The organism is Nevskia sp. (assembly GCF_023266035.1).
Classification (GTDB): domain Bacteria; phylum Pseudomonadota; class Gammaproteobacteria; order Nevskiales; family Nevskiaceae; genus Nevskia.
This window is the reverse complement of record NZ_JAHFRY010000097.1, coordinates 1-19,161: the sequence shown is the minus strand read 5'-3', so window position 1 is coordinate 19,161 and position 19,161 is coordinate 1. Positions and strand designations below refer to the sequence as shown.

The window sequence follows — 19,161 nt, the reverse complement described above, 5'->3', positions numbered from 1 at the left end:
CTGCGTCGGGCGCGCGATCGGCCAGCGCCATCGCGATACGCAGCAGCGGCTCATAGGCCGGACGGAAATCAGGGCTCAGGCGCAGCACGGCGAGCAGCGGCTCGCGTACCTGGGCCAGCAGCGCCTGCGGATCGGCCATCGGCTGCACGTTCATGCCGGCCTTGAGGAAGGCGTTGCGGGCCTGCCAGTAGGCGGCGATGCGGGCTTGCCACGCGCGGTCATCGGCATCGCGCGGCGCGCCGAGCACGGCGGCCGGGCTGGCCGTCCATTGGCTGATCAAGTTCATCAGCCGATCACGCGGGCGGCTGTCCGGCGCATAGGTCAGTTGCGGCGCGCGATAGCTGACCACGGGATGATCGTCACGATTGGCGATCACGCCAGCACTGAAGCTTCGCAGCGACTCTGCATCGGCCACGATGCTGCCGGGCAGCACGTAAGCATCGTCGTACTGCAGGCCGGCAAGCGCTGCGCCGTGCTGCGCTGTGCTCAGGCGCGCAGCCAGCTGAGCACGATCGAACGGCGCGCCGCTGACCAGGCCGAGCACCGGCGTATCGAGGCTGTAGGTGGCGAGCATCGCGACGGCATCCGGATACACCGCGAGATAGGCCGCGACGATCGCCTGCAGGCTGGCGAGATCGAGCTGATGCAGGGGCAGCCACTGGCAGAACAGGCCGCCGGGCGCGAGGCGGGCGCGCACCGCATCGAAATGCTCGACGGTGTACAGCGCGCCCGAGCCGCTGCGCGCCGGGTGGAACAGGTCGGCGACGATGACGTCGTAGCGCGTCTCGCTGGCGCGCACGTAGCGGCGCGCATCGGCAGCGACGATATGCGGCTGCGGCGCGTCTTGCGGCACGAACAGCCGCGAGGCGGCTATCACTTCCGGCAGCAGTTCGACGGCGTCGACGCTCAGGCTGTGATCCATCGCCGCAGCGCTGGAGGTGATGCCGGTGCCGAGTCCGAGGAACAGCGCCCGCTTCGGATCGCCATGCAGCAGCAGCGGCGCCCAGGCTTCGCGGGCATCGGTGTAGCGCGTCTGGCTGGAGCCTTCGCGAGCGCGATCGTTGATGTGCAGGCGGCGTTCGCCACCGGCGTCTTCGATCACCGAAACCGCCGCCATCACGCCATCGCGATAGCTCAGGATCCGTCCGCCGTCCGGCACGGTGACGAAGCGCAGCGAGGGCGCGATCAGCAGCCAGGCGATGCCGGCCGTCGCGGCGGCGAGCACGGTCGCGCGGCGCGCTTCGCGGATCGGCAACAGCAGCAGATACGCCAGCGCCAGCAGGCCGATCAGCGGCCCGGCGCCGAGCAGCGGCAGCAGCGCGACGGCAATCAAGGGCGCGGCGAAGCTTGCGCCGAGCGTGTTCGCGGCCAGCGCATCGCCAAGCCGCCAGCCGGCCTCGCGAGCCTCGACACTGAGATGGCTGAACAGCGCGCCCATCGCCAGCGTCGGGATCAGGAAGGCGAGCGCGGCAAGCGTGGCTTCGGCGATCAACGCGGCTTCGAAACTGCCGCCGAGTGCACCGGCCACGATCTGTTTGACCGCCGCGCCCTGGGTCATCGCCAGGCCGCCAAGCAGCACGCCGAGCGTGGTCAGTGCCAGCAGGCGCGTGCGCAAGCTTGCGGCAGCGCGATGCGCGCCCAGCCAGCGCTGCCCAGCCTGATAGAGCGCAGCACCAAATGCGGTGCCGAGCAGATAGATCGCCAGCGCTGCTGCGTAGGTGTAGACGGTGTTTTCGGCGATCTGGCTGATGACTCTGACGATCAACACCTCGTAGCCGATGCCGAGCAGGCCGGTCGCGGCCAGACGCAGCAGCGGTGCCGCGCTGCGCGCAGCGACCGGCACTTCGGCCGGTGACTCGAGTCCTGCGAAGGCGCGCCAGGCGTAGGCCGCGCAGAGCAGATTCAAAGCAGCGGCGATTGCCGCGGTGGCGTTGTAGCCGAGCTTCGGCGCCAGCAGAAAGGCGCTGGCGATCACGCCGAACACCGCGCCGAGCGTGTTTGCGGCATACAGGCCGCCGATCGCATAGCCCTGTGTGCGCAGCCGGCCGAACACCTGGGCCAGCGCCGGCAAGGTGGCGCCCATCGCGGCGGTGGCTGGCAGCAGGATCAGCAGCGGGCCGAGGAAAGCGACCAGCCAGTGGCGCAGCGCGCCGGGCTCGGGGCCGATGGCGACGGTCAGTACGCCACCGAATACGGGCATCAGCGGAATCAGCAGCAGCGCCCACAGCGCGATCGTCAGCTCCAGCCAGGCGTAGCCGCGGCCGGGCCGCGCGCTGCGCGCAATCCAGGCGCCACAGCGCCAGGCACCCAGCGCCAGGCCGCCGAAGAACGCGGCGACAACAGCCAGCACCGAGACGATTTCATGACCGAGCCAGACGCCGAGCTGCTGGGTCCAGACGATCTGGTACACGAGCCCGGCGAAGCCGGACACGAGCATCAGCAGCGCCACGCCGGCAGGGCGTGGCACGGCTTGCAAAAATGGCAAAGCCGTCGCGGGCGACGGCAGCGGAACAGCGGGGGAGTTCAAGGGAAACGAGCAGTCCATCAAGATGCAACAACGTCAAAACCGGCTGCGGGCAAAGGGCCCGCAGCCGGCTCATCAAGCGACGACCAAAAGCCTTACTTCACACCGGCAACCACGGTGCCGCCGCGAACTTCGACATAGATCGGGTTCGAGTAGAACCACAGGTCGGTGAACGCTTCGACGTCGACGTCCAGACGGCGACCGGCGCCCTGCACCGGCAGATGGGTCAGGCAGTTGACGTTGGCGGCAGCCGCCGTCGGATCAGCGCAGGCCACGGCATCCGGGGTCACCGTGATGTTGTTGGCCAGCGTGTCGACCAGCGGGTTGCCGGCAGCATCGGTCTCGTTCGGCACGGCGGCCGGGATGTTGCTGCCGCGCAGGCGGATGTACTGCGAAGCCTTGACCTTCGGCGCACGCAAGGTGATCAGCTTGTAGCCGCCCGGCGTTGCCGACCAGTTGGCAGCGCTGAAGGTCGCGCGGACGGCCGTCGACGGGTTGGTCGCGTTCGGGCTGTCCTGCGCACCACCCACACCGCCCGGAGCGGCACCGGCGTACAGCGGGCTGTCCGGCGAGATGTAACCAGTGACCAGACCGGAGATCAGATCGACGTGATCGAGCACCGGCATGTTCAGCGGCTGGTTGATACCGACCTGCAGCAGCGACGGATTCGGAATCGTGTACGGCGACAGGTTGGCGCCTTCCGGATCACGCAGCGCAGCGAAGATCACCACGTCTTCACCGGCGTTGATCACCAGCTTTTCGCCCTGCTGGGCGCAACGCGAATCGGCGAAGCCTTCGTTCAAGGTCGCCGCGCGCAGCACGGCAGCCTGTGCCAGCTTGATGTCGCGGTCATTGCCACCGGTAGCGCGGCAGGCGACGAACGCCAGACGGTCGATCAGATCGCCGTTGACGTAGTAGGCGTTGCCGGAGCGCATGCCATCGACGACAGCCTGCGGGGTCAACGGCTTGCCGCCGGTCTTGGCCAGCACGTGCGAGCGGTTGAATTCGCCCGGGTACTGATCGCTGGTCGAACGAACATCATCCGGGCCGAACGAGCCGCGGCTGTGGTAGTCCGAATTGTTGAAGATCCACCAGTTGCGGCCTTCGCCGAGCAGGGCATCCCAGACGCCGCCGAGCTTGCCGGTGTAATAGCCAGCGCCGCCGTAGGTGCCGCCGCCGGTGGCGCCAGCGCCGTAGCTGCGGTTGCTGCTGGCCTGATGGCCCGGGCCGCCTTCAAAGCCGAAAGCCACGGTCGGGCCGGCGTTGTTGAAGTTGCGCAGGTGCTCGATGTTGAAGCCGTTGCTGCCAGCCGGGTTGAACACGCCGGCACGTTCGAGATGCGCCGGGATGTAGTAGCTGCTGGTCGGGTACTTGGCCTGCAGCCAGCGCACGCCTTCCACCGTCTTCAGATGGCCGAGGGTGCCGCTGTCCTGGGCGCCGGTCAGCTTGCGGCCACGGGCATCGAGGAACTCGTTGCGGGCGCCGCCCGGCACGGTGCAATCCCACTGGTTGTCGGCGCCACGGCTGAGATCGGTATCCGCGCGATCGAAGCAGTATTCCCACTGCGCGCCCGGATCGGCATTGCCGCGGCCGGAGGCCGGCAGCTGGCCGGCGATGACGGCGGTATCGGAGTGCTCATGACCGGCAACCACGGATTCCAGACCGATGAAGATCGGCTTCTGCTTGGCTTCGGCCATCGCTTCCAGCAGCGGATATTCGAATTCCTGCGTCGACTGCCAGCGGAACATGTAGCCCTCGGCGGCGCGGTCACCCTTGACCCGGCCAATGCCGATCGAATCCGCCCAGGTGGTGCTCGGACCTTGGCCCGGCACGAACGGATTGCTGGATGGCGTGAACACGGTTTCGTCGTCGGCCAGCGTGCAGTTGCGGGTGCCGCCGCCGCCGTGGCCGGCGAGGATGAACCAGTCGAGGCCGTAGGTATCGACCGACTTGTTGACCAGCTTCTGGACCGAGATCTGGCCATCGGAGCAGGTCGTGTGATTGTGGAAATCGCCAACGACATAGCGACCCTGGTCACGGGTTTGGGCGCTGACCGAGGTGGCGGCCACTGCGGCCGCAACGCCGAACGCGGCGGTCACGGCCACGCGAAAGACGTTCGGCTTGAACGAGTGTTGCATTGAGAATCTCCGATGAGGGATCTAGGTTTTTTCGGGTTTTGGGCGCAGCACTTTCGCGATCAGGCGCCGGCCCCACTGGCCCCTCCCGCGAGATGCAGACGCTAGAGGCCGAAGTTGACGCTTCAGTGAAGCTTTGATGAAGCGTCGGGATGTGTGCGAAATCAGTTTTTTGTCTTACGCATCATTCACTTGCAGCCACACGAACTCTTCACATCTCGTTCACTCGGGGTCGGAAATGATCAGCCCGGCCTCGACCATTCCGGCTTTCGCGAAGTGCAGGTTCAGCGGGTATTCGCGGCCGAAGAACAACTGGGTGTTGATGCCGTGCAGGCGCAGACGAGGGCCTTCGTCGCCGAGTTTCAGATCCCGGCCATTGACCAGAGCGATGCCGGGCTCGGAGTCCCCGGCAGCAGGAATCACTTCGATGCGCGCGGCCACCGGCGTCTCGGCGGCCAGCAGGCGATCGTCCGCCTGGATCTCGACGATCCGCAGTCGCAGCGGCGCCGACGCAGTGCCGGCCGGCACCGGATCGGTCCAGGGATGCAGCACCTTCATCTTGCCGGTGGTGTAGTCATGGGCACCGGCCGCGAACGGCAGCAGCGCTGCGAAAGCCAGGCAGGCGGCAAAACGTGAAGGCATCTTGGGGTTCTCGAAAAAACGACTCAGGCGCGGGCGAAGCGCAGGGCGTAACCCCAGGAATCCAGCCGCTCCGGAATCGCGTTGAAAGCCAGGGTGATGCGTCGGCCGCCCTGGTTGGCCGGCACCTCGTGCAGCAGATGGCTGGGGAACAGGATCAGATCGCCGGGCGCGGCTTCCGGGGCCATCCACTTGTCCGAGTTGAACGGGCCGGGGCGCGTGTCGCGATGGGCGTTGGCGAACACGTAGCCATTGCCGCCGAGCGCCTTGACGAACACCGTGCTCGCCGAGGGATGGGTCGGCGTCAGGTACAGCACGCCGGAGACGAAGCAGTTCGCATGGTTGTGGATCGCCTGATGGCCGCCGGCTTCGAGCACGTTCAGCCACAGTTCCTTGATCGACCAGGCCAGCTTTTCGCCGAACAGCAGCTCGCCGAATTCGGCCAGCTTCGGGGTCAGCAGGCTGCGCAGCTGGATCAGCTCCGGCGAGGTCTGCTCGGTGAGGATTTCGGTATGGGTCAGCCGACTGTCCTGCGTATTGCGCTTGACCGCCGTATCGGCGTGGCGCGCGATCAGCGCCTGCACCAGCGGGCCCGGCAGCAGACGCTCGAAGCGCATCAGGGGCGTGGCAAACAGGCCGCAGATCTGGCTCATCGAACGAGGCGGAAACGTCACGAGGACTCGGGACGCGCAGCCTGAGCCCGGCTGATGACAGTTCCATGGCAGGGGCTGCGCCGACTGCCGGTTGCCGGCCGCGGTCTTTAGAATTCTCCCGTCGCCTCAATCGACTGAAGTTCGCTGCACTTGCTGCAACTGAAGAAGGAGTTTTGTCCGATGACCGCCGCTGCCCACGCCTCCGTGCGCGCCACGATGAATTACAGCGCCGACAACGGTCGCCGCCTCGACGCCTACTTCTACGAGCCGGAGCCTGCGGTCGAGCCGAATCCGCCCGGCACCGAAGCCCGCGAAGTGCTGATCCACGATGGCTGGCCACGCGCTTCCGCGTTCTCGGTCGATCGCGAAGGTTTCGAGCTGCATGACTTCGAACCCGGCTTCGCGAGCTTCGACGACGATGCCGCGATCAAGTCGGCGTTCTACGCGCAGATCATCGCCTACGTGAAAGCGCACACCGGCGCGAAGCGCGTCGAAGTGTTCGATCACACCATCCGCAAGCGCCTGCCGGCGGATCTCAGCGCGCAGACCACCGTGCAGCGCCCGGCGGTGCTGTTGGTGCACAGCGATTACACCGAGACCAGCGGCCCGCAGCGCTTGCGCGATCTGCTGCCGGCCGAGGCCGACGCGCTGCTGAACGGTCGCGTCGCCTTCTACAACGTCTGGAAGCCGCTGCACGCCCGAGTCGAGGAACTGCCGCTGGCGATGTGCGATGCCAGCACCCAGGTGCCGGAAGACCTGCTGACGATGAATCTGAAATACCGCGAACGCACCGGCGAAATCCACGTGATGCGCGCCAATCCGGCGCATCGCTGGACCTACTTTCCCGGCATGGACGCCAGCCAGGCGCTGCTGCTGAAAACCTACGACAGCGAAACCGACGGCCGCGCCCGCTTCATGTTCCACAGCGCCTTCGAGCATCCGCACACCGCGCCCGATGCCAAGCCGCGGGAGAGCATCGAAGTGCGGGTGATGGCGTTCTTCTGATCAGCGCGGGAACTACGAAACGAGCTTGATCGCCGCCGCCGCCTTGCGCGCCTTGGCGCGCGCCTGGTCGACCGTGGCAGCCAGTGCCAGAGTCACGCCCATGCGCCGGCGGCCAGAGATTTCCGGCTTGCCGAACAGGCGCAGCTGGGTGTCCGGATCAGCCAGCGCTTCCGCCAGGCCGGTGTAGCGCGGCGCGATCACGTCGCCCTCGAACAGCAGCGCGCAGGACGCCGCCGCACCGCGTTGGCGAATGCTCGGGATCGGCAGGCCGAGAATCGCCCGGGCGTGCAGCGAGAACTGCGGCAGGTCCTGCGAGATCAGGGTGACCAGGCCGGTGTCGTGCGGGCGCGGCGACACTTCGCTGAAGATCACGTCATCGCCCTTGACGAACAGCTCGACGCCGAACAGACCCCGGCCACCGAGATTGGCGGTGACGCTTTCGGCGATCGCTTCGGCCTTCTTCAGCGCGGCTGGCGACATTGGGTGCGGCTGCCAGGATTCGCGGTAATCGCCGTCGACCTGCAGATGGCCGATCGGCGCGCAGAAGCGGGTCTGGATCGCGCGATCGGCACCGAGGCTGCGCACGGTCAGCAAGGTGATTTCGTAATCGAACGGGATGAAGCCTTCGATGATCACCCGGCCGGCTCCGGCGCGGCCGCCGGCCTGCGCGTAGTCCCAGGCCTTCTTGACGTCGGCCTGGCTCTTGATCGTGCTCTGGCCCTTGCCGGACGAGGACATGATCGGCTTGACCACGCAGGGAATGCCGATCGCGGCGACGGCCGCCGCGTAGTCGTCCCAGTTGTCGGCGAAGCGATACGGCGAGGTCGGCAGGCGCAGGGTTTCGGCGGCGAGGCGGCGGATGCCTTCGCGGTCCATGGTCAGGCGCGCGGCGCGCGCGGTGGGGATCACCGTGGCCACGCCTTCGGCTTCCAGTTCCTGCAGGGTCACCGTGTGGATCGCTTCGATCTCGGGAACGATGTAGTGCGGCGCCTCAAGCGCGATGACTCGGCGCAGTTCGGCGCCGTCGAGCATCTTGATCACATGGCTGCGATGGGCGACCTGCATCGCCGGCGCGTTCGCATAGCGATCGACGGCGATGGTTTCGACCCCGAGCCGCTGCAGCTCGATGACCACTTCCTTGCCGAGTTCGCCGGCGCCCAGCAGCATCACGCGGGTGGCATTGGGAGCGAGCGGGGTGCCGAGGACGGTAGTGGTTATCGTGTGCATATTCAGGTGAAGGTATTCGTGCATCGGGGCCGAGAAGGGGGAGAATACTGTCACAGGGGCCCATCAAACTGCGCTCCCCCAACTAGAACGAAGCTGCCATGACTCGTCGTACCAAGATTCTCGCCACGCTCGGCCCGGCCACCGATGATCCCGCCGTGCTGAAGCGGCTGCTGATCGCCGGTGTCGATGTGGTCCGCCTCAACTATTCCCACGGCAAGGCCAGCGATCACGCCCGCCGCGCCACTGCCGTGCGCGCCGTCGCCCACGAGATGGGCTACGACATCGGCATCCTCGCCGATCTTCAAGGCCCGAAGATCCGCATCGAAAGCTTCGCCAACGGACCGGTGGAGCTGATCGAGGGTGCGGCCTTCGTGCTCGATACCTCGATCGGCGCCGATGCCGGTGACATCAACGCCGTCGGTTGCGCCTACGCCGATCTGCCGCGCGACACCATCGCCGGCGACATCCTGCTGCTCAACGATGGCGCGATCACCTTGCGGGTGACGGCGGTCGAAGGCACCCGCATCGATACTGTCGTGGTACTCGGCGGCATCCTGTCCAACCGCAAGGGCATCAACAAGCAGGGCGGTGGCCTGTCCGCCGCCGCGCTGACCGACAAGGACCGCGAGGACCTGATCCACGCGATCTCGATCGGCGCCGATTTCATCGCGGTGAGCTTTCCGCGCACGGCGGCGGACATGGACGAAGCCCGTGCACTGATGAACGCGGCCGGCGGCTCGGCATTTCTGGTCGCCAAGATCGAGCGCGCCGAAGCGCTGCCGAATCTCGAAGCGATCATCGCGGCGAGCGACGTGGTGATGGTGGCCCGTGGCGATCTCGGCGTGGAGATCGGCGACGCCGAGCTGCCGGGCTGGCAGAAGAAGATCATCGCCGCGTCGCGCGAAGCGAACCGCATGGTGATCACCGCGACGCAGATGATGGAATCGATGATCGTCAACCCGATTCCGACCCGCGCCGAAGTGCTTGATGTCGCCAACGCGGTGATGGATGGCACCGATGCGGTGATGCTGTCAGCCGAGACCGCGACCGGCCGCTGGCCGGTGAAGACCATCGAAGCGATGGCCCGCGTCTGCCTGGGTGCCGAGCGGGCGATGCCCTCACGCGCGCGTTCGCAGCGAACCATGGACGCGCACTTTGGTCGCGTCGATGAAGCGGTGGCGATGGCCACCACCTGGACCGCGCAGCACATGCAGGCGAAGGCGATCGTGTCCTTGACCGAATCCGGCTCGACGGCGCTGATGGTGTCGCGCACCGACACGACGATCCCGGTCTACGCGCTGACCCGCCACGAAACCACGCGCCGCAAGATGTCGATGTGCCGCGGCGTCTACCCGGTGGCCTTCGATCCCTCGACCGCCGATGCGATGCAGGCCGAGCGCGAAGCGATCGACTGCCTGAAGTACCGCAAGGTCATCGCCACCGGCGACCGGGTGCTGCTGACCCGTGGCGATCTCACCGGCGAGCTGGGCGGCACCAACACGATGAAGATCGTCAGCATCGCCTGAAAGCGCCCGGTTCAGGGTGCCGCGGCGCAGGCGGCGAACACCTGATAGGGCGTGTCGCCGGCCCTGACGCGGGCTTCGAACAGCGCCGGCGGGCAGTAGGTGGCGACCGGCGTGTAATCGCCGATCACCTCTTCCGGCGCCGTGCCCTCCGGCACCCGGCCGATCGCGCCGACGAAATCGGCCGCCGGCAGCAGCTGGCGATAGATCAGGAAGCCGACGGCCACAGGACCGAACGGCAGTGCCGCATAGCCGATGTTCTTCGGCAGGCGCGCAACGGCGCCGTCGGCAACCACGATGTGGTAGTTGCCATTGGCATCGATCGGAATCTCGCGGTCGGCACGGCAGTCGACCACGGTGGTCAACAACTTGGCGTTCTGGCAGAACGACCAGTAGCGCACCTCGGGCAATAGCGGCGTGCGGCCGGTGCGCTCGCGGAAGCTCGGCGCCCGGCCGCGGATGAGCACCAGATCGCCGGTATTGCGCACGGTCGCCGACATGTAGGCGGCGTTCTGGTTCAGGCCGAATTCGCTGTCGCCAGTCTCCGCGCCATAGAACACTGCGAACGGCACCTTGCGCGAGCCGGGCAGGCCGGGGTCGCCTGCCTCCGCCAGACCGGCGACCTCGGGCAAAGCCAGCGCCGGTCGGCACAGGCCGACGCCAAGCGGCTGATCGCCGTTCGGCGTTTCCAGCACCAGCTTCGGCAGCGGCACCCGCTGGTCTTCCAGATAGGTGCGCATCGTCAGCCGGTACTGGCGACGGGCGCTGATGCTGTCGTCGGTGTACAGGGTGTTGCGCTGCCGGCTCTTCGGCACCGCGCCGTACTTCACGTAGACGGTGTAACGGCCACCGGGCTGGACATCGGGATTGCTCGCGGTCGGCCCGAGCAGGGTCGATTGGCTGCCGGGGTCGGGGACGATCAGGTAATCGCTCAGGTCGTCGACCGGCGCGTAGCTCGGGTTGTAGATCTGGAACGAGAAATAGCGGGTGGCCGGATAGCTGCCCTCGATGCGGATGCGCGATCCGGCCGGCGGCAGCAGTGGCAGATCGGCCTGGTAGTAGCGGGCGTTGGTTTCCGGATACGCGAGCTTGATCGGCGCTTCGTACCAGTCGCAGCCGGTCAGGGCCTGAGCATGGGCGGGCAGCTGCACGACCGCGGCCAGCAAGCCGGCCAGCGTCGCGGCCGCCCGCCAAAGTCCGGAATGACGGGGTGCCGATCGGACCAGGCAGTGGTTGGCTTCGTTGCGCGAGGACATGATCATGGCTGATCCCTTCCGTGGAGGTAGTTCTGAAGTCGCCGGCCAAGTGCTCGCCAACCCCTTGAAAAATAGACACTATCGGCGCGCGTCGAAACCGTCCAAGACCTTTTCGACGCCAGCACATACCGGTTTGAACGACCCGATCCGGAGGCTGACGGCGGAGCGTAAAGTATCAATTGGCCACCTGCAGACGAGACCGTCATGTCCGCGAACGAGTTCACCGTGATCGGTCACCGGGGCGCCCGCGGGCATGCGCCGGAGAACACCTTGCTGGCGATCGACACCGCGATCCGCCTGGGCGCACCCTGGGTCGAGTTCGATGTGCAACTGCACGATTCCGGCGAGCTGCTGGTGTTCCACGATCTGACCCTGGACCGCACCACCAACGGTCAGGGCTTTCTGGCCAGCCAGTCGCTGGGCATGCTGCGGGCGCTGGATGCCGGCCAGGGCCAGCAGATTCCGACGCTCATCGAGGTGCTCGATCTGGTCGAGCAGCAAGTCGGCGTCAACATCGAACTGAAGAGCGCCGGCGGCACCGGCGAAGCGGTGGCCAGCGTGATCCGCAGCTATCTCGAAGCGGGCTGGCCACCGGAGAAGTTCCTGGTGTCCTCGTTCCATCTGCCCGAGCTCTGGGAGTTCAAGCAGTACGCGCCGGAAATCCCGATCGGTGCCTTGATCTGCGGTGTGCCGCTGGACTGGGCTGGCTGTGCAGTGGAATTGGGTGCTGCGACCCTGAACCTGTCATCCGAATTCGTCGATCCGCGCTTGATTGCAGACGCCCACAAACACGGCATCAAGGTGTTCGTCTACACGGTCAACGATCCGGCCGAGATGCGCATGCTGCGCGAGATGGGCGTCGACGGCGTGTTCAGCGATTACCCGGATCGCGCACTGGCGGTAACGGCAGGCTGAGCCTCGCCGCAGCTCAGGCGTCGTCGTCGCCCGGCTGGGCCGCAGGCTGCCGGCTGCGCTCGAACTGCTCCAGCACATGGCTGAGGCGATCGCCGAGATGCTGGCTGGCCGCCCGCTGCATCGCTCGCGAGACTTCGGCATGCACGGCCATTTCCACCAGTGGCCGCAGGCGCCAGATCAGATCGCCGATCTCCGCGGATTCCTCGGGCGGCGGCAGGCCATTGCCGTACTTGTCGAGCAGATGCCGGTCGATCAGCTGAACCATTGCTTCGGCGGCGCGTTCGACATTGGCGCGCAGCAGGCCGACGACGTTGAGCATGTCGGCCAGCGGAATGCCGATCCGCACCAGCTCTGACGCGGCGTGGATCATCTTCGGGCTCGGCGCCAAGAATTTGCCGCCCTGCTGTTGCAGGATTTCCAGATCGACGACGCTGGCCAGCAAGCGCGGATCGAAATTGCCGTCGAACAGCTTGACCAGATCCTGCAGGGTGAAGGTGACCGGCTGCTCGTCGCTCCAGGGGCTGGCAACGGCGGATTCGATGCCGATCACCTGCGCCAGGTTCTGGCCTTGATCGAGCGCTTCGATCAGCTCGCCGATCGACGACAGCGTGTAACCGCGGGCCAGCAACTGGCCGACGATGCGCAGGCGCGACAGATGATCGGCGTTGTAGACGCCGGCCCGGCCGCGCCGCTCGGGCGGCGGAATGATGCCGCGATCCTGATAGGCGCGGACGTTGCGCACCGTGGTGTTGGCCTGCCGCGCCAGCTGGTCGATCGTGTATTCGGGCCCCACCGGCGGCACGGGCACGGCAGTTGCCCTCCCCAGTTCGGGTAAGGAAAGCGACGACAAGCGGCCGAGAATGCCTTTCATGGTCGCCATCATACCGATCGACAGCCGCCGCTTGACAGCCTCCTTGCTGGCATTGTTACTATTGCACTGTGACATTAATTAATGTCATGGTTTCAGCCCGGCACTAGCTTGCTGACGCTGAGCCGAACACACCGAGGAGCCGCACCATGATGCCCGTCCGCCGCGATCTGCAGTTCAAGCTGGCCGAGGTCGATCTGAAGACCTGGAATGCCAATGGTCCGCTGGTCAGCGCCTACATGAATACGCTGTCGCTGTTCTTTCCAGACGGCGAGCGCTTCTTCATTCATTCCCTGCGTCATTACCGCGACCAGATCACCGATCCGGAGCTGAAAGCCCAGGTCACCGGCTTCATCGGCCAGGAAGCGATGCACGGCCGCGAGCACGAGGAATACAACGAACGCCTCGCCGAGCAGGGCATGCCTGCCGAAGCGTTGGTGCAGAGCATCTTCAAGATCATCGAAGCGGCCAAGCGCCTGCCGGAGCCTGCGCAGCTGTCGATCACCATCGCGCTTGAGCACTTCACAGCGATCTATGGCGATCTGCTGCTGCGCAAGCCGGAACTAATCGAGGGCAGCAACCCGACGATGAAGGCGATGTGGCAGTGGCATGCGCTCGAGGAAACCGAGCACAAGGCCGTGGCCTTTGACGTCTATTCGAAGGTGGTCGGCAGCGATCTGCGCGCCTACCTGCTGCGCACTTCGACCCTGGTGGTGATCACCAGCATCTTCCTGTCGCTGATCGCGGCAGCAATGGCGCGCATGCTGATCGCCGACAAGACGACGAAGAAGGGGCCGCGCGAATGGGCCAAGTTCGCCTGGTTCATGCTCGGCCCGTCCGGCGGCCTGCGCGGCATCGCCCTGCCCTGGCTGGACTACTTCAAGCCGGGCTTCCATCCCTGGGATCACGACAACCGCCACTTCCTGAACCAGATCGAGGCGATCAATGCGAAGTACGGCGTGTCGGCGAAGAAAGCACCGAAGTTGGCCGCGGCTGCCTGATCCGGACTCGTTGAAACCGGGCCGGACGAGTTCACTCGTCCGGCTTTTTTTGTGAATGCCATCCGGCAGACATCGTGTGCCGGGCTTCACCGATGGTAGCCGTCATGGAAGTGTCACGCTGGCCGCGTCTAGTACGATGATCCTTCGATCTACTGCGTCCTGACCCGCATGACTTCCGCCCCTGCTCCGTCGTTCCTCAACCGCGAACTGTCGCTGCTCGAATTCAACCATCGGGTGCTGGCTCAGGCCGAGGACACCCAGGTGCCGCTGCTGGAGCGGCTCAAGTTCCTGTGCATCTCCTGCTCGAATCTCGATGAATTCTTCGAGATCCGCGTGGCGGGCCTGAAGCAGATGGCCAAGGTCGGCGCCACCTCGGTCGGGCCGGATGGCAGTACGCCGACCGAGCTGCTGGCGATGATCTCGGCGGCCGGGCATCAGCTGGTCGATGCCCAGTACCGGATGCTCAACGACGTGCTGATTCCAGCGCTGGACGCCGAGCAGATTCGTTTCGTCCGTCGCAGCCACTGGACGCCCGAGCAGGTCGACTGGCTGAAGACCTATTTCGAGAACGAGGTGATGCCGGTGCTGTCGCCGATCGGCCTCGATCCGGCGCATCCGTTCCCGCGGATCATGAACAAGTCACTGAACTTCATCGTCTCGCTGTCCGGGCGCGATGCTTTCGGCCGCAACATCGGTTACGCCGTGGTTCAGGCGCCGCGCGCGCTGCCGCGCCTGATCCGCCTGCCACCGTCGGTGCCGGGCACCGGACCGAACGATTTCGTGTTCCTGTCCAGCGTCATCCACGCCCATGTCGATCAGCTGTTCCCGGGCATGGCGCCGAGCGGCTGCTACCAGTTCCGGGTCACCCGCAACTCCGATCTGCTGGTCGATGAAGCCGAAGCTTCCGATCTGCTCGAAGCGCTCGAAGACGAGCTGGAGCAGCGCCAGTGGGGCGATACCGTGCGCCTGGAAGTGGCGCACAACTGCCCGGATCAACTGGTCCGTTACCTCGCCGAAGAACTGAACCTGGCGCCGGGCGATATCTACCAGTGCAACGGCCCGGTCAACCTGATGCGCCTGCTGGCGATTCCGGATCTGGTCGATCGCGCCGATCTCAAGGACCCGCCATTCACGCCGCGCGTGCCGAAAGCATTGTCCGGCGATCTGTTCGCGGCGATGCGCGAGAAGGACCGCCTGCTGCAGCACCCCTACGACTCGTTCGCCCCGGTGCTGGAACTGCTGCGCCAGGCCGCGAAAGACCCGAACGTGCTGGCGATCAAGCAGACGCTGTATCGCACCGGCGCCAAGAGCCTGGTTGCCGAAGCGTTGATCCAGGCGGCACGCGCCGGCAAGGAAGTGACCGTGGTCGTCGAACTGCGCGCCCGCTTCGATGAAGCCGACAACATCTCGCTGGCGGAAGCGCTGCAGGACGTCGGTGCCCACGTGGTCTACGGCGTGGTCGGCTACAAGACCCACGCCAAGATGATGCTGATCGTCCGCCGTGAGGTGGATCCTTCTGCGCCTGGCGCGGCGCCGAGCCTGAAGCACTACGCGCATCTGGGCACCGGCAATTACCACCCGCGCACTGCGCGGATGTACACCGACTACGGCCTGATGACCGCCGACCCGGCGATCTGCGGCGACATCCACAACGTCTTCCTGCAACTGACCAGCCTCGGCAAGGTGCCGCAGCTGAAATGCCTGCTGCAGGCGCCGTTCACGCTGGCCACCGGCGTGAAGGCGCGCATCGCCCGCGAGATCGAACAGGTGCAGGCCGGCAAGCCCGGCCGCATCGTCGCCAAGATGAATGGCCTGGTCGAACCGGAAACCATCAAGGCGCTGTACGAAGCTTCGCAGGCCGGCGTGCAGATCGACCTGATCGTGCGCGGCATGTGCAGCCTGCAGCCCGGCGTGCCGGGGCTGTCCGACAACATCCGGGTGCGCTCGGTGATCGGCCGCTTCCTGGAACATCAGCGGGTGTTCTGGTTCCACAACGGCGGTGCCGACGAAGTATGGCTGTCGAGCGCCGACTGGATGGAGCGCAACCTGCTGCGCCGAGTCGAAGTCGCCTTTCCGCTACGCGATCAGGCGATCCGCGAACGGGTCATAGAACACCTGCTCGCCTATCTCGCCGACACCACACAGAGCTGGCTGCTGCAGGCCGATGGCCGCTATCTGCGCACCGAACCGGCCGCCGACGCGATCGGCGTGCAGATGCGCATGCTCGCCGAAGCCGGCGTCATCAACGTCCCTGGCCTGGCTGCGGTTGATGCCGCCGAGCCGGTGCTGAAGCTGGCACCGAAGCCGAGAGCGCGGCGCAAGGCGGCAAGCTGATGTCGACGCGGTAACAAGCTCGGCAACGAGGCGTTCGGCCTCGGCGATCCCCGCCTACAATCGGCGCATCCGCTGCTGGTCTCGACGTCGCCCTCCAGAGGCGGCACAACCGGCAGCAACGACCGGTGAGGAGAACGGACGACGATGTCAGCGCGCGCGTGGCGGCTCATGGCCGGAGTGGGCCTGCTGCTGGCCTCGGCGGCCAACGCCCAGCCGCCCGGTACCGACCTGAGCTTGCGCAATGCCGTTCGCGCCGCCCTCGCCGGCAATCCCGAGCTGCGCAACTTCGCCTACGCGTTCAAGGCCCAGGACGGGCAGGCAGCGCAGGCGGCGGTGCGGCCGAATCCGCAGCTCGATTTCCAGGCCGAGGATTTTCTCGGTACCGGCCAGAGTCGCGGTTTCACCGGTGCCGAGTTCTCGCTGTCCCTTAGCCAGACTCTCGAGCTGGGCGACAAGCGTCGCCGCCGAGTCGAAGTGGCCAGCGAGGAGCGGCGGATCATCGAAGCCGAACGCCAGGTGCGCCAGCTCGATGTGATTGCAGAAGTGGCGCGTCGCTTCGTCGGCGTGGCGGCCGATCAGGAACGGGTCGCGCTCGCCGTGCGTGCCGTGCAACTGGCCACCGCGACTCGCGACGAAGTGCAGAAGCGGGTCGACGCCGCCCGTTCACCGCTCGCCGAAGCCAGCCGCGCCGGCATCCAGCTGGCGCGTGCGCGGCTCGATCAGACCGAGGTGCAGCGTCAGCTCGCAGCTGATCGCCAGCGGCTTGCAAGCCTGTGGGGCGACAGCGAGCCTGCTTTCGCGCAGGTGGCCGCCGCGCTGTATCGGCTGCCGGCGGTCGAAGCTTTCGAGCAGCTGCGCGCCCGGTTGGAAGGCAATCCCGATCTCTCGCGATTCCTGTCCGAAGCCCGGCTGCGCGATGCCGAACTGCGGCTGGCGCTGTCCACTGGCGTGCAGAATCTGACCCTGGAGGCCGGCCTGCGCCGCACCCAACAGGGCGGCGATGAAGCGCTGCTGTTCGGCGCCACGTGGCCGCTCGGCTTCAACGATCGCAACGCCGGTAATGTCGCTACAGCACGCGCGGCGCGGGAAAGAGTCGATGCCGAACGCGCAGCGCTGGCCTTGCGCCTGAACAGCGAGCTGTATGGCCTGTATCAGCAGCTGGCGCAGGCACGCGCCGAAGTCGAAGGCTTGGAGCAGGAAATCCTGCCGCGTGCTCATGACGCGCTGAAGCAGGCCGAATACGCCTACCAGCGCGGTCGCTACGGCTATCTGGAATGGGTCGACGTGCAACGCGAACTGCTGGCCGTCGAACGTCAGCACATCGACGCCGCCGAGCGTTATCACCTGACCCTGAACGAGATCGAGCGACTGACCGGCGAAGCGTTGCCGGCCGTGACTACGACGACTGCACCCGCCGGAGTTGCACCATGACTGCCTGTCATCGATTGCTGCTGCTCGCCGCGCTGGGCGTGCTGGCTGCCTGCCGGCCCGAGCCGGCCCCCAAGGCGGAAACGATGCCGCCGGAAGCCGACGAAGCGCAGGCACCCATGCTGGCGCGGATCAGCGAGGCCGCCGCCGCGAAAGTCGGGATTCGCAGCGCCGTCGCCGGCCCGGCCGAGATCCGCGAGCACTTGCCGCTGTACGGCACGGTCAAGCCGAATGCCGAGCGCGTGCGTGAAGTCGTCGCGCGCTTCCCCGGTTCGATCCGCAGCGTAGCCAAAGCGATTGGCGACAGCGTGGCCAAGGGCGAGGTGATGGCGACGATCGAAAGCAACGACAGCCTGCAGACCTATCCGGTGATCGCACCGATGGCCGGCACGGTGACCGCGCGCGAGGCCGATCCCGGCGAGCAGGCCGGCAGCGAAGTGCTGTTCTCGATCACCGATCTGACTACCGTCTGGGTCGAGCTGAGCCTGTTTCCGGCCGATGTCGGACAGGTAAAAGTCGGCCAGCGCGTGGCGGTGGCCAGTGTCGATGCGCGGCTCAGCGGCAGTGGCAAGATCGACCTGGTCGGCGCACTCGGCGAAGCGGCGACGCAGACGCTCACCGCCCGCGTGACCCTGCCCAATCCGGACCGGCAATGGACGCCGGGCCTGTTCGTCAACGCCAATGTCGAACTCGGTGCCGATGCCGTCGCGGTGGCGATCGAATCGACCGCCTTGCAGATGCTCGACGGCGTGACCACCGTGTTCGTGCCGATGCCCGGCGGCTACGCACCGCGCAGCGTCCAGACCGGCCGCAGCGATGCCAGTCGGGTCGAGATCCTGTCCGGGCTCACGGCTGGTGAGTCTTACGTGTCGGCCGGCAGCTTCGTGGTCAAGGCCGAACTCGGCAAGGCCGGGCTGGAGGAAGACGAGCCCGAAAAAGCTGCGCCCGCCGAGGCCGCACCGTGATCGAAGCCGGCCTGCGCTTCGCCGTCGAACGGCGAGTGCTGGTGCTGATCGCGGTGGCTTTGCTGGCACTGTTCGGCGGCTGGAATTTCACCCGCCTGAACATCGACGCGGTGCCCGATCTGACCAATACCCAGGTGCAGATCACCAGCGCCTTTCCGGGCGCAACACCTTTGGAAGTGGAAGCACAGGTCACCTATGCAGTGGAGACCGCGCTCGCCGGCTTGCCGGGGCTGGCCTACACACGCTCGCAATCACGCTACGGCCTGTCGCAGGTCACCGTGGTGTTCGACGACGGCACTGATATCTACTTCGCCCGCAACCTGATTTCCGAGCGCCTGCAATCAGTGCGCGCGGCACTGCCGCCAGGTGTCGCGCCCAGGCTCGGGCCGGTGGCGACGGGCCTTGGCGAAATCCTGCTCTACGCGATCACCGCCACGCCCGAAGCCCGCCAGCCCGACGGCCGGCCCTGGGATCTCGCGGCACTGCGCGGCCTGCAGGATTGGGTGATCCGTCCGCAGTTGCTGCAGGCCAGCGGCGTATCCGAGATCAACACCACCGGCGGCTACGAGCAGGAATGGCTGGTGGCCCCGTCACCAGCGCGCCTGCTCGCCCGGGGCTTGAGCTTCGTCGATCTGGCCGCGGCGATCGAAGCCAACAACGCCACGCTCGGCGCCGGCCAGGTCGAGAA

15 protein-coding genes are annotated in these 19,161 nt (G+C 66.4%); 8 read left to right on the top strand and 7 right to left on the bottom strand.

All coding sequences use genetic code 11. From position 1 onward, the window contains the following. The 4 genes from Q0D45_RS15020 to Q0D45_RS15005 form a co-directional block, all read right to left on the bottom strand. Positions 1-2,467, bottom strand: a 2,467-nt coding sequence (locus Q0D45_RS15020; protein WP_293394361.1) for a fused MFS/spermidine synthase, incomplete at its 3' end; no start/stop codon positions are given. A gap of 152 nt (positions 2,468-2,619) precedes the next feature. Further along, complete coding sequence (locus tag Q0D45_RS15015) at positions 2,620-4,662, bottom strand: hypothetical protein (protein WP_293394358.1); 2,043 nt, start codon at positions 4,660-4,662, stop codon at positions 2,620-2,622. A 219-nt stretch (positions 4,663-4,881) separates the two neighbouring features. Next, positions 4,882-5,301 (bottom strand): hypothetical protein, encoded by a 420-nt coding sequence (locus Q0D45_RS15010; RefSeq protein WP_293394355.1) that lies wholly within the window; start codon positions 5,299-5,301, stop codon positions 4,882-4,884. Positions 5,302-5,324: 23 nt separating this feature from the next. Further along, positions 5,325-5,951, bottom strand: coding sequence for a putative 2OG-Fe(II) oxygenase (locus Q0D45_RS15005; protein WP_293394352.1), 627 nt, complete (start codon positions 5,949-5,951; stop codon positions 5,325-5,327). Positions 5,952-6,131: 180 nt separating this feature from the next. Here Q0D45_RS15005 and Q0D45_RS15000 point away from each other — a divergent pair, with 180 nt between their 5' ends. Then, positions 6,132-6,956 (top strand): CmcJ/NvfI family oxidoreductase, encoded by an 825-nt coding sequence (locus Q0D45_RS15000; protein WP_293394349.1) that lies wholly within the window; start codon positions 6,132-6,134, stop codon positions 6,954-6,956. A gap of 12 nt (positions 6,957-6,968) precedes the next feature. Here Q0D45_RS15000 and purT read toward each other — a convergent pair whose 3' ends face one another. Then, entirely contained in the window at positions 6,969-8,183 is a 1,215-nt protein-coding gene (purT, locus tag Q0D45_RS14995; RefSeq protein WP_293394346.1) for a formate-dependent phosphoribosylglycinamide formyltransferase, read from the bottom strand. A 98-nt stretch (positions 8,184-8,281) separates the two neighbouring features. On the opposite strand from purT, the gene pyk reads away from it, so the two are divergent. Continuing rightward, positions 8,282-9,709 carry a pyruvate kinase gene (gene pyk, locus Q0D45_RS14990; protein WP_293394343.1) on the top strand — a complete coding sequence of 476 codons (1,428 nt, stop codon included), beginning with the start codon at positions 8,282-8,284 and terminating at the stop codon, positions 9,707-9,709. A gap of 11 nt (positions 9,710-9,720) precedes the next feature. On the opposite strand, the gene Q0D45_RS14985 is transcribed toward pyk, so the two are convergent. Continuing rightward, positions 9,721-10,968 (bottom strand): hypothetical protein, encoded by a 1,248-nt coding sequence (locus Q0D45_RS14985; protein WP_293394340.1) that lies wholly within the window; start codon positions 10,966-10,968, stop codon positions 9,721-9,723. A 198-nt stretch (positions 10,969-11,166) separates the two neighbouring features. Between Q0D45_RS14985 and Q0D45_RS14980 the strand changes: the two genes are divergently transcribed. Next, entirely contained in the window at positions 11,167-11,877 is a 711-nt protein-coding gene (locus tag Q0D45_RS14980) for a glycerophosphodiester phosphodiesterase family protein (RefSeq protein ID WP_293394337.1), read from the top strand. 13 nt (positions 11,878-11,890) lie between these two features. Here Q0D45_RS14980 and Q0D45_RS14975 read toward each other — a convergent pair whose 3' ends face one another. Next, complete coding sequence (locus Q0D45_RS14975; RefSeq protein ID WP_293394334.1) at positions 11,891-12,757, bottom strand: MerR family transcriptional regulator; 867 nt, start codon at positions 12,755-12,757, stop codon at positions 11,891-11,893. 137 nt (positions 12,758-12,894) lie between these two features. Here Q0D45_RS14975 and Q0D45_RS14970 point away from each other — a divergent pair, with 137 nt between their 5' ends. The 5 genes from Q0D45_RS14970 to Q0D45_RS14950 all read left to right on the top strand — a co-directional run. After that, the gene (locus tag Q0D45_RS14970) at positions 12,895-13,746 is read left to right on the top strand and encodes a metal-dependent hydrolase (RefSeq protein WP_293394331.1); all 852 of its coding nucleotides are present in this window, start codon (positions 12,895-12,897) and stop codon (positions 13,744-13,746) included. A 168-nt stretch (positions 13,747-13,914) separates the two neighbouring features. Further along, a complete protein-coding gene (gene ppk1 / locus Q0D45_RS14965; RefSeq protein WP_293394328.1) occupies positions 13,915-16,080 on the top strand; it encodes a polyphosphate kinase 1 in 2,166 nt (721 codons plus the stop codon). 144 nt (positions 16,081-16,224) lie between these two features. Then, entirely contained in the window at positions 16,225-17,511 is a 1,287-nt protein-coding gene (locus Q0D45_RS14960) for a TolC family protein (protein WP_293394325.1), read from the top strand. Next, positions 17,508-18,473, top strand: coding sequence for an efflux RND transporter periplasmic adaptor subunit (locus Q0D45_RS14955; protein ID WP_293394322.1), 966 nt, complete (start codon positions 17,508-17,510; stop codon positions 18,471-18,473). Before Q0D45_RS14960 ends, Q0D45_RS14955 begins: the two co-directional genes overlap by 4 nt. Then, positions 18,470-19,161 (top strand): efflux RND transporter permease subunit (locus Q0D45_RS14950; RefSeq protein ID WP_293394319.1); only part of this gene is annotated, 692 nt, incomplete at its 3' end. The genes Q0D45_RS14955 and Q0D45_RS14950, both read left to right, overlap by 4 nt.